A 13,498-nucleotide genomic window follows, 5' to 3' on the forward strand; every position below is an offset into this window, starting at 1 on the left:
ACATGGCGCGTATTGTCGGGAGGACGCGCCGGCCTCCGCGCGGAGCCCGGTTACCGGGCCCCGGCCGCGTGGCTTAACGAACCGAGCCGCGACGGAAGAGGTTGACGATCGCCAGCAGGACAACCGCACCCAGGAACGAAGCGAAGAGCGACATGATGTCGAACGCGCCGCTGGTGATGGGAGCGCCGCCGATGAGCGGAGTGATGATGAAGCCGGCGATCAGCGCGCCGACAATGCCGACGACGATATTCAGGAAGATGCCCTGCTGAGCATCGGTGCGCATCAGGATCGAAGCCAGCCAACCAATGATGCCGCCAACGATGAGGATGAGAAGAAGGGTCATTGTACCGTCTCCGAATTGGTGTTGCTGATCCATTAAACGGCCAGCTTTCGTCATGGTTCCGCAGGTGTTGAATTCGGTTCGTCGCAACTGCCGTCAATCAGGCCGCGCCATCGCCCCAAACAGGAGAGCGGGCACGCCGTGCGGGCCCCAATCGCCGGAGCCGTGGTCGCTGCCCGACGAAACCAACCGCGCGCTTTCTGGGTTGTCCCCTGCGAGGAGACGCGAAAAGTGTATACGTCCGCCCGGCAGCGCATACTTTCGGCGCTTGCTTCGCTGCTGATCGTGGCGGGAGGGCTAGCCGCGCTTGTTGCCGGCCTTGCCGCGCGCATGACCGCGCAGGAACGGCGCGAGGCCCTCGCCGCAATCCTGCCGCTGCGCGACCCGCCCAAGGAACCACGCCGCCCCGAGACGCCGGCCAAGGCGCACTCCACCGCCGCCAAGGGCCGTCCCTCACCCGCCAACTTGCGCAACAAGGCGACACAGATCGTCGCCCCTCCTGCGCGCTTGCCGCCGCTGATCGTGCCTCCGCCGGTTGTGACCGCGCCGCGTGCCGGGATTGGCGCCGCCGCACAGAGCGGCGCATCCGACCGGCCCGGCCCAGGACAAGGCGCGGGCGGTATCGGAGACGGTGATGGCGGGGGCGGAAACGGCGACGGGGATGGCGACGACGACACCCTCACCCGGCCAATACAAATCCGTGGCCGCCTCCACTTCTCGGACCTGCCCAAGGACCTGCGCGAAACCAAAGCCGGCGGAGAACTGAAGCTGCGCTATCGCATCGGTGTCGACGGGCGGGTAAGCGATTGCCGTATCCTCGTCTCCAGCGGACGGACGCAGCTGGATGCGACAACCTGCGCGCTGATCACCGAGCGCTTTCGCTTCCGGCCTTCCCGCAATTCCCGGGGCGACCCGGTTCCCGCCATCATGGTGGAGACACACGGGTGGTATTTCGACCCTGAGGACGAACCATAGCCTGTCCCTGCGCCCCGTGAGAATTCCGCCCCTGCCCCGCCCTGAAACCCGATCACCGGCAGCGGCGTTGAGTCAGTAATCCACCGTTGCCGCCTCTCCTCCATCCCGGCGCCCGGCAAGACGGGTTGACGCAGCCGCGTCAAGTAGAGCAAGTGTGCCCTTCAAGTCCTTGCGAGAATTGCTCCGATGCTGTCGCAGAAAACACGTTATGCGATCCGGGCCATGCAGCACCTCGCGGACAAGCACGGCCAGGGACCGATACCCCTGACCGACATCGCCGAGAGTCAGAACATCCCGGCAAAGTTCCTCACCGTCATCCTTTCGGAGCTGTCGCGCTTTGGCATCGTCGCCTCGCAGCGCGGCAAGGACGGGGGCTATTGGCTGGGCGTCCCCGCGATCGACATCACGTATGGCGATCTCATCCGGGTCATGCGCGGCTCTTTGGCGCTGGTGCCCTGCGCCAGTCGCTTCGCGCACGAAACCTGCAAGAACTGCGTCGAGGAAAAGGACTGCCGCACCCGCGCCCTGATGCTCCAGCTGCGCGATGCCACTGCCACGCTGCTGGACGGGATCACGCTGGCCGACCCGATCGAACTGGTTCCGGCAGCCTCGGGACTGGAAGCGGCGGACGACGTGCAGCCGGGCTGATCGTCCCGCCGCGCGGCGCGGTGCTTTGGGCCATGAAAGCAAAGCTACTGCGGCAACCCCATTGTCAACTTATTAGATTGAGAATAGGGAAGGCGCATGGCCTCCGCGCGGGGCCATCGCGGCGGAACGCTGCCCCGCGATGCGAGAGGAGATGTCCATGCGAATTGCCAACCCCACCGAAGCGCCAGCCGCTGACCATCCGCTGCTCAACGAAGGTGTTCAGCACGTGATCGAGGCGCTGCAGCGCCTGCGCTTCGGCGTTATCCAGCTGACCGTGCACGACGGCAAGCTGATGCAGGTCGACGTGACAGAGCGCCGCCGCTTCAACACCTGAAGGCGTACGTTCCGGCTGCTGGGTACATCGGTCCACCGAACGACCCCGCCGCCCCGACCTTGCTTACCCCGGATTGCTCGGCCTGTCCCCGCGCAGCTTCGCAGCGCCCCGGCTAGCGCGAACTCCCCTGAACTGCTCCAACCCCGCCACGGGAGGAATTTCAATGCTCGATTCGCTGATGGCAGACCTGCCAGCTCACCTGGCCGAGATCGCCCCCTTCATCGCCATCGGCTTTGCCGCACAGATCGTCGACGGTGCGCTGGGCATGGCCTTCGGCGTGATCACGCAGACCCTGCTGGTCAGCGTCGTGGGCGTTGCCCCGGCCGCCGCTTCGGCCAGCGTCCATCTGGTCGAGCTGTTCACCACCGGCACTTCCGGCCTGAGCCATATCTGGCATCGCAACGTGAACTGGGGCCTGTTCTGGCGACTGGTGCCGACCGGCATCGTCGGCGGTGTGACCGGCGCCTACCTGCTTTCCAGCATCGACGCCTCGGTCGCCAAGCCTTTCGTCATGATCTATCTGGCGGGCATCGGCGTGTACTTGCTGTTTCGCGCCATTCGCATGCGCAAACCCAGCTTCGAAGACCCCCGTTTCACTGCACCGCTGGCGCTGGCGGGCGGCTTCCTGGACGCGGCGGGCGGCGGCGGCTGGGGCCCGGTGGTCACCTCCAACCTGCTGGTACAAGGCGGAGAACCGGCCAAGACCATCGGCACCGTCAACACCGCCGAATTCCTCCTCACCGCTTCGATCTCGACCGCGTTCATCGCCGCGATCGGGCTTTCCGCCTTCACTTCGGCAACGGTCGGCCTCATCATCGGCGGCGTCGTGGCCGCCCCCTTCGGCGCCCTGTTCGCCAAGCGCATGAAGCCGCGGGTGCTGCTGACGGCCGTATCCATCGTGCTGATCGCAACCAGCGCGTTCAGCGTGTGGAAGGCGTGGCCCATATTCTAAAGCCTATATTCTGACGCCGGTCAGCTTCGCCTCGCGATAGCCGTTGCAAGACCGGTGGCTCTGCGGCAATCCGGCGTCCAGCCGCCTCGAAGCGGAGAGGAGAGGACGATATGCCGATGCCCCCCCACATCGACGAGACCCACGACGCGCAGCGCCTTTCTTGGGTGGAAGGCGCCAATGCCGGCGGCGACTTCCCGATTCAGAACCTGCCGCTGGGCATCTTCTCGCGCGCCGGCGGGGCCCCGCGCGGCGGCGTGGCGATCGGCGATGCGATCCTCGACCTTGCCGCCCTCGCCCGCGGCGGCCTGCTCTCGGGCGAGGCCCTCACGGCTGCCGAGGCGGCAAGCGCCCCCACGCTGAACGCCGTGCTGGAACTGGGAGCGGCCCCGCGCCGGGCGCTGCGCCGCGCGGTATCCGCCCTGCTTTCGCATGACGCGGCGCAGCGCAGTCGCGTCGAACCGCTACTGGTCAAGATGGCTGACGCCACCATGCACCTGCCCGCCCGGATCGGTGACTACACCGATTTCTACGTCGGCATTCACCATGCCACGACGGTGGGCAGCCTGTTCCGTCCCGACAATCCGCTGCTGCCCAACTACAAGCACGTGCCCATCGGCTATCATGGCCGTGCTTCCACCGTGCGGCCCAGCGGTACGCCAGTGGTCCGCCCGCTTGGCCAGACCAAGGCGCCCGATGCGCAGGAGCCCACCTTCGGCCCCGCCGCGCGGCTGGACTATGAGCTGGAGCTGGGGGTCTGGCTGGCAACCGGCAACGCGCAGGGATCGCCGATCCCGATTGCCGGTGCGCAGGACCACATAGCCGGGCTCACCCTGCTCAACGACTGGTCCGCGCGCGACGTGCAGGCCTGGGAGTACCAGCCGCTCGGCCCGTTCCTGGCGAAGAATTTCCTCACCACCGTCTCTCCATGGCTGGTGACTATGGAGGCGCTCGCCCCTTTCCGGCAGGCGCAGCCCCCCCGCCCCGAGGGCGACCCCCGGCCCCTGCCCTACCTGTGGGACGAGGCCGACCAGGCCGCAGGCTCTTTCGCACTGAACCTTGAGGTCCATCTGTCGAGCGCGGCGATGCGCGAACAGGGGCTGACACCGCTGCGCCTTAGCCACGGTTCGGCAGATGCGATGTACTGGACCATCGCGCAGATGGTGGCGCACCATGCATCCAACGGCTGCGCCTTGCAGAGCGGCGACCTGCTGGGCACCGGCACCCTTTCTGGCCCGAGCGAGGATTCGCAGGGCAGCCTGATGGAGATCACTCGCGGCGGCGCGAAGCGGCTGACGCTGCCCACCGGCGAGACCCGTGCCTTTCTGGAGGACGGCGACGAACTGGCACTGTCCGGCCGCTTCGAGGCGGAAGGTTTCCGCGCGATCGGCTTCGGGGCCTGCACCGGCATCGTCGAAGCGGCGCGCACGGCCTGACTTGATGCTTCAGAACGTGAAGGTCACCACGATCGAATCGGCGTAGACGCCGGCCTTCACGTATTGTCCCGCAGGTATGCGCCCATAGGCCGTCTTCGATGTGTTGAAAATGAGCAGGTTGTTGATCGTCATCGTCTGTACCGTCCCGCCATTACTGCCGTTGCCCCAGATCGCGGCGTAGCCGTTGTCCTGATAGATGTTGTAACCCAGCCGCGCGGTGCCGTTGGCCATCTGCCGCGCCGCCGCCGTGGTGGACGTGCCCGCGCTCAGCCCCAGGTCGACCGTGGCGGTCATCGGCACGCTGACCGAGATGCAGCTCGCATTCACCGTCGCGGTGGCGGCCGCCGGACTGGTACTGCCCGGATTGTACGCGCCGAAACTCAGGTCGGTCGCTGAAACGCTGCAAATGCACACGATGCAGCCCGCCGCCGAGGCCGGCGCGGGAGGGACAAGCCCGCCGGCCAGCCCGCCGAAAACCAGCACGGAACGGACCAGGGCGGCACGGCTCATGACCTTGTGTCCTTCTACTGTCATTTCTGCACCCATTCGGTATCGGACACGCAGGCGGTCGGCGTAGTGGCCGTAAGTCGCGCCTCTCCCGACAGTTCGGGAATAATCGCGCGGCAAAAGCCCGCCGGGCCGGACACGCGCAGCGCGGCGCCGCCGACATAGGCGTCGATCCAGACTTCGCCGTCGTAGCCTACGACACCGACGCCCCCGGCCCAGGCGAATCTCGATCCGATACGGAGGGGGTCGCCGTGGCTGTCGACCAGTCGCAGCCGCGCGCCCTGATCTGCCGCGCCGCCGAAGGACACCCGCACCGCCTGCCGCCAGCCGGGCACAACGACCTGCGCCGCTGCATCGAGGCCTTCGTCAACGGGCATGTCGGCCGGGTCCACGCCGATGTGGTTTTCGGCATAGGGTTGCAGGCCGGTGACGATCACCCGCCGCCCCGTCTGCGCCTTGCCGGCGCGCGCGCGGTTCTCCACCAGCACGGTGACCGGCGTGTCGCTGTCCACATCGACCAGGGCAAAACCCTGATCGATGTGCGGGGTGGCCAGAAGCGTGCCGTCCACGCGCAGCAGGCCGCCGCGCGCGTGGGCCTGCACGCCCTGCTGGCCCCGCCGCTGCGCCGCGTCGATTCGCAGGTCACCGGCCCCGGTGCGATAGGACACCCCGCCCTCCACCCAGGCCGAGCCTTGATCCACCCCGGCCAGCGCGCGCAGACCCATGCCGCTGTCGTCGGGCAGGCTCTGGTCGTAAGCCAGCGCGGCGCGGCCCTGTTCGGTGATGGCGCTGACACGGCGGCGCGGTCCCAGCGGCACGGTGAGCGAGCCGAAAAAGCCCAGGTCCCGGCTGCCACGGCCGGCCCGCCCGTTCCGGCGTGGCTCGCTGCCGCGCGCGGTGTACTGGACGCCGACCGCCAGGTAGCCGCCGCGCAGGTTCGTGGAATAGTAGGCCGAGGCAAGATCGAAACGGCTGGGTGCTTCCCCGCCGATGTCCTGGCGCAGCCGCGCATAGCTGGCGTTGATGTTGCCCGCCCAGCCCAGCGACAGGCCGCCCGCCACTGCCAGTTCGCTGCGTCCGCCGCCGTTCTGCCGCGCCTCGCCCACTTGCCGAAACCGGGCATCGGCGTGCTCGTAGCTGGCGCTCAGCGTATAGGCAGCGGTGATGCGCTGGGCCTGCGCGCGGATGAGGGTGCCGGTGCCCGCGCTTCCTTGCGAAACCGCGCCTGAAAGCGAGACTTCGCCCAGCGGCTCGATGACCATGGCCCCGCCCACCCCGGCCATGCGCGTGGCCTGGCTGACTTCGACGCGGCCTTCCACCGTCAGCGTATTGGTCAAGCCCCGGCGCAGACCGGAAGCGGCGAACAGCGGCCCGTAGGCGAAGCTGCCAAAGCCGTAGTCCTTGCGCAGCGCCCCCGCCTCGAGCGCGAATTCATTTAGCCCGGGCCGCAGCAGGTTGGGGCTGGCATAGAAGCTGCGCGTCACCTGCCGGGTGTTGCCCGCCAGATCGCGCACGCTCATCGTCACCTGCCCGGCGCCCGTCAGGCGCGGTTGCAGGGCGAGATCGAACGTCCCCGGCCCGACACCCAGCGACTGGCGCGAACTTTGGGAAAGCAGTTCGACCGTCGACGGTGTCAGCGCGCTGCCCGAGATGACCGGCAGCGGGAAGTTGATCGCCTGCGGGTCGAGCGAAAAGTCAGTGCCGAGGAACACGCCGCCATAGCGGACCGGGCGGCTCCACGGCGCGCCCCGGCCCACGGTGTCGCCCAGCACCAACCGCATGCGCCGCTCCGGTAAATCGCGGCGAAGCGCCGTGTCGAGGCGCACCACGCCCCGGTTGCCGCTGTCCACCAGGAAGCTGGAATCGGCAACGCCCCAGGCGCCCGAGAAACCGGCATCGACAAGCCCCGTCAACTGCGTCTTGCCGCTCCAGTTGGAGACGGTAAGGTCGTAGTCCACGAACTGCGCGGGTACGGCGGGAGCAACCGGCACCCGGCGGCGATCGGCATCGACGACAAGGCGCGGAAACAGCGCGGCATCGGCGTCCACGCGCAGGATGCCGCCATCGGTGTCGAGACGGGCGACGAGACCCTTCACCCCGTCGAGCGAGACATAGCTTTCGCCTTCGAGAACCTGCGCGGGCGTAAACGCCCTGCCGGTCAGGCCCCATGCCTCCAGATCGCTGCGCCGCGCCAGCAGGCGGCCCTCATGCACCAGCAGCAGGCCTGGCTCCGCCATCGCCTGCCCGTTGACCACCACGCCGACCGGTATCGGCAGCCCCGGCGCGCCTGGCGCTTCCTGCGCCGACCCGCATCCCGCGCCAATGCCCACGACCACAGGCAGGGCGATGGCTGCCGCCAGGGCGGCCCTCAGATGACGGGGCGCGAGCGGCACCGGCCGGGTCCATTATTTCGCGGGATCGAGAGCGATGTCGAATTCACCCTCGTCAGCGCGCACATGCACGGCCGAGACGCCGCCGGCCGGCAGGCGCTCCACCGGCATCACCTGCGCGCCGCCCGCCAGCAGGTAGAAGGCGCGCTCGGTAGTCGCTGCCTCGCCGCCTGCCCCTTTCAGAGTGACGGCCAGCACCTTGACGTGGGCAGTGCCCGAATTGGCAAGTCGCAGCGCGTTGCCGGACAATGAGGCGGTCAGATGCGGCGCGGCCTTGTCGCCCACGCGGAATACCGGGATCGATATGCGCAGCAGCGTCTGCACGGTGCCGGGCACGTCGAAAGCGGGATCGGGAAGCTGGTCGACGATCAGGCGCCACTGCCGTTCGGCCGGGTTTGCCGAAACGTCGGCAGGCAGGCTGCACCGCACCAGCCGGGTAGCGCCCGGCGCGATCGCGGCAATGGCGGGGTTGATGACGAAACCGGTGTCGGGGTCGAGGATGTCGGCGCCGCTTTCGTCGCGGCTCCAGGCATAGCCGCGGATCTGCACCGTCACCGGCTGATCGGAACTGTTGCCCAGTGTCAGCGAGCAGAAACGGCGGCCTGGGGCCACATCGACGCGCACGGGCATGACGCTGAGCGCACCGGCCCGCGCAGGTGCGGCGCCAAGCGCGCCGAACAAGGCAACGAGCGCGAGCACGGCCGCGGTCAGTCCAGATGCGCGCTGGACGGGCATCTCAATAGGTGACCGTCACGGTGACGGAGTCGGTATAAGCGCCGGCGGTGGTGTTCTGGCTGCCGGGAATGCGGCCGTAGACGGTATAGGCGGTAGCGGTGGTCCCGGCCGTGCCGGTCACCGTGTCGGTGCCGATGGTGTTGCCCCAGTTGGTGGCGCGGGTGGTGTCCTGATAGAGCGCATAGTTGAGCGTGTGACCGCTGCTGGTCAGCTTGCGCACGGCGGTGGTGGCCCCCGTGCCGGCACCGGCGCTGAGGCCGACATTGTAAGCCGTGCCCTGGGTGCAGGTCACGTTGAGCGTGGTCGATGCATCGACATTGGCCGAGGAGATCGGGTTGTAGGTCCCGAAGGCAAGCGGGCTGGCCGCGACAGTGCAGGTGGCCTGAACCGTCGCCGTCACCGCGATCGTGTCGGTAGCAGTTGCCGCCAGCGCGGCCTGGGGAGCGAGGGCGAAACCCGCGGCCAGGACAAGCCCGGCGACAAGGCGGCGAAGGCAGGCCGGAGCCGTGCAGGTGTGGTGAACATTGCTCATGCCCGACGTTTACCAAACGGTCCTTGCGCAGCCTTCAAACCTGCCCCCCGGTGTTCCCCGTAAGCGGCGTGCAAGCATTCATCAGGGCCGGGCAGGTCCGCCCGCAACGCTCCGGCGATTTCGGGCCTGCCTTGCCGTGAAACCCCCCGTGTCTGGCGGCACCGCGCTTTTGCCGCGCGTGCGCAACTGGCAACGTCCGCACCAAGGGAGACGCACTTCCCGGGAGAGACGACACCTTGCGCTATCTATCGGAAATCGCGGCCGCGTGGCGCCCGCTGCTGGCCGCTACCCTGGGCATGGCCACGGGCATGTCGATCATCGGGACGGTCACCAGCGCCATCGCGCCCACGCTCGTCGCCGATGCCGGCTGGTCGAAGGCGGACTTCGCCATGGTCGGCACATTGGGCCTGCTGACGGCGTTGGCGATGCCCTTCATCGGGCGCCTCGCCGATGTGCTGGGGGTGAAGCTCACGGCACTGATCGGCATTGTCGCCATGCCGCTGGCCTTCCTCGCCTATAGCCTGAACGGCGGTTCGTTTGGGATCTATCTGGCCGTCTTCATCTTCCAGAGCATAGTCTGCGTGACCACCACCGCCACCGTCTATACCCGGCTGGTGGTGCAGCACGTCATCCATGCACGCGGGCTTGCTCTGGCGATCGTCGCCTGCGGACCGGCACTGTTCAGCGCCGTGGGCGGGCCGATACTCAACGAATTCGTAGAGGCCAACGGTTGGGCGGCGACATACCGCGCACTGGCGGCCTTCGTGGCGATCGCCGGGATCGTGACGTTCCTGCTGATCCCCTCCACCGGACGCGACCATGCGCTGGCCGTCCTCACCCCCAAGCGCCGCGCCCGCGACGACTATCCCGAAGTCTTCCGCGAGCCCGCATTCTGGATTCTCTTCGCCGCGATGTACCTGTGCAACCTGCCGCTGACGTTGATCCTGGTGCAGCTCAAGATGCTGGCGCTCGACAACGGCGTGACCGCCGAAGGCGCCTCGATCATGTTCACCGCGCTGGCGCTGGGCATGTTGCTGGGCCGCTTCATCACCGGCGTCGCCCTTGACCGTTTCGCGCCGAACGTGGTCTCCTTCTTCACGCTGGGACTGCCGGGCATCGGGCTATACGTGCTGGCGACAAGCTACGATGCGCCCGCGGTGGTCACCGCCGCCATCTTCAGCCTGGGCTTCGCTGTGGGCGCAGAGGGCGACATCCTGGCCTATCTCGTCGCGCGGCATTTCCGTTCCGGCATCTATTCCAGCGTTCTGGGGCTGCTGACGGGCGTATGCTCGATGGCGGCCGCATCGGGAGCGATGCTGCTCAGCCTGACGCTGGCCCGCACCGGCAGCTTCAACACGTTCCTTGTCATCACCGGGACAACGGTACTGATCGGCTCGCTACTGCTGCTGATGCTGCGCCGCCCCGCGCAGATCGACGTCGCCCCGGAGCCGATGCCAGCCTGAAAATGACGCAAGGAGGAGGTCTACTGCGCCGCCGCCGCCGCGACCGTGTTCGCCTCGTTCTCGGCCGCGAACTTGCGGGCGAGGACGGCGCAGACCATCAGCTGGATCTGGTGGAAGAACATCAGCGGCAGGATGATCGCGCCCACCTGCGCCGCCGGGAACAGTACCCCGGCCAACGGCACGCCCGTCGCCAGGCTTTTCTTGGACCCGCAGAACAGCAGCACGATCCGGTCCTCACGCGGGAAGCCCAGCATCTTGCCGGCCAGCGAGGCCGCCACCATCACCACGGCCAGCACCCCCAGCGAGAGCAGCGCGATCAGGCCCAGTTCGCCCAGCGTCACCTTCTGCCACAATCCCTCGATCACGGCGGCCCCGAAGGCGGTGTAGACCACCAGCAGGATCGAGCCGCGATCGACGTAGCCGAGCATCTTCTTGTTGCGCGTCACGAACCCGCCGATCCACGGGCGCAGGAAATGGCCAGCCAGGAACGGCAGCAAGAGCTGCGAGGCAATGGCGATGATCGGGTCGGCCGAGAAACCCTGGCTCTTGCCGGTAATCAGCAGCGCCGTCAGCACCGGGGTGATGAAGATGCCCGCCAGGTTCGAGAACGAGGCGCTGCATACCGCCGCCGCCACGTTGCCCCCGGCAATCGCGGTGAACGCGATCGAGGACTGCACGGTTGAAGGTAGCAGCGTCAGATAGAGCACGCCGGTCGCCAGCGAAGGCTCAAGGCCCGGGATCGCGCGAACGCCCAGACCGATGATCGGGAACAGCACGAAGGTCACCGCCGCCACCGTCAGGTGCAGCTTCCACGCCTTGGCCCCGTCGAGGATCGCTTCGCGCGAAAGTTTGGCGCCGTGCAGGAAGAACAGCAGTGCGATACCCGCATCGGCCACGCCGCCCGCGAGATCGGCCCAGATCCCGCGCGCGGGGAGCACCGAAGCCAGACCGACCGTGCCGACCAGCAACAGCAGGTAAGGATCAATGTTCAAGCGCGCCAGCAGAGCCTTCATCGGTATCACGTCCTAGCCGTCAAAGCCACTTATGCTCGCGATACCACTGCGCGGTGGCCTTCAGGCCTTCGCGCGTTTCGATGCGGGGTTGCCAGAGCGTGGCGGGAACCGCGGCCTCGGACGAGACCACCCAGTCCGGATGGCTGAAATAGGCGGCACGGTCGAGCGTCATTTTTGCGCGGGTGCCGCGCAAAAAATTGTCCAGGCGCGCCACCATGGTCAGCATCCCGCGCGACATCCCGATCACGCGCGGGCGCTTGCCCATGGCCCAGCCGATCGCCATCGCCGTTTCATAATGGTCCCAGCCCTGCGGCTTGCCATCATCGGGCTCGAAAATGCGGCGGCTGACGCCGTCCGTCACTTCGCCCACCATCTCACCGTCACCGGGGACAAGTGCCACCAGCAGCCGTGCCAGATCCTCGACGTGGATCATCGAGGCTCGCCCGTCCTTCGGCATCGGCATCACACCCCAACGCACGGCGCGGAAAAGCTCGAACATTTCCTTGTCATGCGGGCCATAGATCGCGGGAGGGCGCACTATCGTCCAGTCCAGGGGGCTGGCCATGAGGAACTTCTCGGCCTTGGCTTTGGAAGCGCCGTAAGCGGAAAGCTCAGGTTCGCGCGCGGAGAGCGAGGAGACGTTGACGAAACGGCGCACGCCGGCCGCGATCGCCGCCTCTATCATGTTGAGCGTGCCGGTGACGTTGCCTTCCTCGAAACCGGCGGGATCGGGCGCGTTGACCACGCCGGCGACGTGGATCACGCCTTCGACGCCGCGCATGAGGTCGTCCAGCGCCGCCCGGTTGCCCAGATCGCCGCCGACCCAATCGACGTTGCGGCGTTCCGGCTGGGTACGCCGGGTCAGCGCGCGTACCGCAAAGCCGGCCTCGAGCGCAGCTTCGAGCACGGCCTGGCCGACGAAGCCGGTCGCGCCGGTAAGGGCGATGATCGGCCGTTCTATCACTTCGTCACCATCTGGGACTTCATCACCATCTGGTCGCGGTGGACCACCGAGGAGCGCGGCGCATAGCCCAGCACCCCTTCCTGGTCGCTGGAATGCAGGCCGACGATCGCAGCGCATTCGGCGCCGTCATATTCGGAAAGGCCATGCGCCAGCACGCGGCCCCCCGCGTCGAGGATGGCAACCGGATCGCCCCGGCTGAAAATGCCTTCGACCGCCGTGATGCCCTTGGCCAGCAGGCTGGAGCCACGGCGCAATGCGGCCGCAGCGCCGTCGTCGACGATGAGTTCACCTTTAAGCCGCAGACGTCCGCCCAGCCACGCCTTGCGCGCACCCGCCTTGCCGCGCGGCACGAACAGGGTGCCGATGCCCCCCGTGACGATGCGTTCGACCGGACGGTCGTGCTGGCCATTGCCGATGACCAGGCAGATGCCCGCCAACTGCGCGATCTCTGCTGCCTGGAGCTTGGAAACCATGCCGCCCGACCCCATGCCGGAATTCGATTCGGTGCTGGCCATCGCCTGCACTTCGGCGGTTACCCCTTCGACCACCGGGATCATCTGTGCGCCCGGCAGCTTGGGGTGGCGATCATACAATCCGTCGATGTCGGACAGCAGCACCACCGCGCTTGCCCCCGCCGCCTGCGCCACGCGCGCGGCAAGGCGGTCGTTGTCGCCGAAGCGGATTTCCTGCGTCGCCACCGAATCGTTCTCGTTGATGACCGGCACCGCGCCCGCATCGAGCAGGCGGCCCAGCGTGGCCGTGACGTTGAGGTAACGACGGCGGTCTTCCAGATCTTCCAGCGTCAGCAGCATCTGCGCGGCGGTGATGCCGTGGCCGCCCAGCAGCTGCGCCCAAAGCCCCGAGAGCGCGATCTGGCCCACGGCGGCGGCGGCCTGCGCATCGGCAAGGCTGCCGCGTCCGCCCTTTTCCAGCCCCAGCGTCGCCGCGCCCAGCGCGATGGCGCCCGAAGACACGACGATCACGTCCTGACCCCGGCGCCTCGCCTCGGCGATCTCGGCCACAAGCCCAGCCACCCAGGCGCGCCGCACACCTTCCGGGCCGACAAGCAGCGCCGATCCCACCTTGATGACAAGGCGGGGAGACAGGGATGCGTCGGCAAGGTCGGAGAGTCGGGAAATGGGCATGGGACCGCCAGCCTCTAGGGTAATCGCCGCGTGGATGAAAGCACGAGCTTGCGCGGATGGGCGCGGA

General features: G+C 67.7%; 14 protein-coding genes. 6 read left to right on the forward strand and 8 right to left on the reverse strand.

Going from position 1 to position 13,498, the window contains the following annotated elements; translation table 11 throughout:
- Window positions 1-73 precede the first annotated feature (73 nt).
- On the reverse strand, window positions 74-343 hold the full coding sequence (locus tag V474_RS11390) for a GlsB/YeaQ/YmgE family stress response membrane protein (protein ID WP_043971158.1): 270 nt from the start codon (window positions 341-343) through the stop codon (window positions 74-76).
- A gap of 228 nt (window positions 344-571) precedes the next feature.
- On the opposite strand from V474_RS11390, the gene V474_RS11395 reads away from it, so the two are divergent.
- From V474_RS11395 to fahA, 5 genes are all read left to right on the forward strand, one after another.
- Window positions 572-1,315: an energy transducer TonB gene (locus V474_RS11395; RefSeq protein WP_059151624.1), complete on the forward strand. Its 744-nt coding sequence runs from the start codon at window positions 572-574 to the stop codon at window positions 1,313-1,315.
- A gap of 186 nt (window positions 1,316-1,501) precedes the next feature.
- Window positions 1,502-1,963: an RrF2 family transcriptional regulator gene (locus V474_RS11400; RefSeq protein ID WP_059151625.1), complete on the forward strand. Its 462-nt coding sequence runs from the start codon at window positions 1,502-1,504 to the stop codon at window positions 1,961-1,963.
- Between the two features lie 157 nt (window positions 1,964-2,120).
- On the forward strand, window positions 2,121-2,297 hold the full coding sequence (locus V474_RS24915; protein ID WP_082699750.1) for a YezD family protein: 177 nt from the start codon (window positions 2,121-2,123) through the stop codon (window positions 2,295-2,297).
- A gap of 163 nt (window positions 2,298-2,460) precedes the next feature.
- Window positions 2,461-3,249, forward strand: a complete 789-nt coding sequence (locus V474_RS11405; RefSeq protein WP_059151626.1) for a sulfite exporter TauE/SafE family protein — start codon at window positions 2,461-2,463, stop codon at window positions 3,247-3,249.
- A 116-nt stretch (window positions 3,250-3,365) separates the two neighbouring features.
- Complete coding sequence (gene fahA / locus V474_RS11410) at window positions 3,366-4,682, forward strand: fumarylacetoacetase (protein ID WP_059152113.1); 1,317 nt, start codon at window positions 3,366-3,368, stop codon at window positions 4,680-4,682.
- Window positions 4,683-4,691: 9 nt separating this feature from the next.
- Here the strand turns inward: fahA and V474_RS11415 are convergent, their stop codons facing one another.
- Genes V474_RS11415 through V474_RS11430 form a run of 4 tightly spaced genes read right to left on the reverse strand, consistent with a single transcriptional unit; the run spans window position 4,692 to window position 8,846 of the window.
- Window positions 4,692-5,192, reverse strand: a complete 501-nt coding sequence (locus V474_RS11415) for a Csu type fimbrial protein (RefSeq protein ID WP_059151627.1) — start codon at window positions 5,190-5,192, stop codon at window positions 4,692-4,694.
- A 20-nt stretch (window positions 5,193-5,212) separates the two neighbouring features.
- Window positions 5,213-7,582, reverse strand: a complete 2,370-nt coding sequence (locus V474_RS11420; RefSeq protein WP_059151628.1) for a fimbria/pilus outer membrane usher protein — start codon at window positions 7,580-7,582, stop codon at window positions 5,213-5,215.
- A 12-nt stretch (window positions 7,583-7,594) separates the two neighbouring features.
- Window positions 7,595-8,278, reverse strand: coding sequence for a fimbrial biogenesis chaperone (locus tag V474_RS11425; RefSeq protein ID WP_169795062.1), 684 nt, complete (start codon window positions 8,276-8,278; stop codon window positions 7,595-7,597).
- Window positions 8,279-8,315: 37 nt separating this feature from the next.
- The gene (locus V474_RS11430; protein WP_059151630.1) at window positions 8,316-8,846 is read right to left on the reverse strand and encodes a Csu type fimbrial protein; all 531 of its coding nucleotides are present in this window, start codon (window positions 8,844-8,846) and stop codon (window positions 8,316-8,318) included.
- Window positions 8,847-9,082: 236 nt separating this feature from the next.
- On the opposite strand from V474_RS11430, the gene V474_RS11435 reads away from it, so the two are divergent.
- Window positions 9,083-10,309 (forward strand): MFS transporter, encoded by a 1,227-nt coding sequence (locus tag V474_RS11435; protein WP_059151631.1) that lies wholly within the window; start codon window positions 9,083-9,085, stop codon window positions 10,307-10,309.
- 20 nt (window positions 10,310-10,329) lie between these two features.
- On the opposite strand, the gene V474_RS11440 is transcribed toward V474_RS11435, so the two are convergent.
- The 3 genes from V474_RS11440 to proB are packed head-to-tail and all read right to left on the reverse strand — an operon-like array spanning window position 10,330 to window position 13,431.
- Window positions 10,330-11,322 (reverse strand): bile acid:sodium symporter family protein, encoded by a 993-nt coding sequence (locus V474_RS11440; protein ID WP_082699751.1) that lies wholly within the window; start codon window positions 11,320-11,322, stop codon window positions 10,330-10,332.
- A gap of 19 nt (window positions 11,323-11,341) precedes the next feature.
- The gene (locus V474_RS11445) at window positions 11,342-12,283 is read right to left on the reverse strand and encodes an NAD-dependent epimerase/dehydratase family protein (RefSeq protein ID WP_407938335.1); all 942 of its coding nucleotides are present in this window, start codon (window positions 12,281-12,283) and stop codon (window positions 11,342-11,344) included.
- Entirely contained in the window at window positions 12,283-13,431 is a 1,149-nt protein-coding gene (gene proB, locus V474_RS11450; RefSeq protein WP_059151633.1) for a glutamate 5-kinase, read from the reverse strand. Before proB ends, V474_RS11445 begins: the two co-directional genes overlap by 1 nt.
- Between the last annotated feature and the right edge of the window lie 67 nt (window positions 13,432-13,498).

The sequence above is a fragment of the Novosphingobium barchaimii LL02 genome, assembly GCF_001046635.1.
GTDB classification, from domain to species: Bacteria; Pseudomonadota; Alphaproteobacteria; order Sphingomonadales; family Sphingomonadaceae; genus Novosphingobium; species Novosphingobium barchaimii.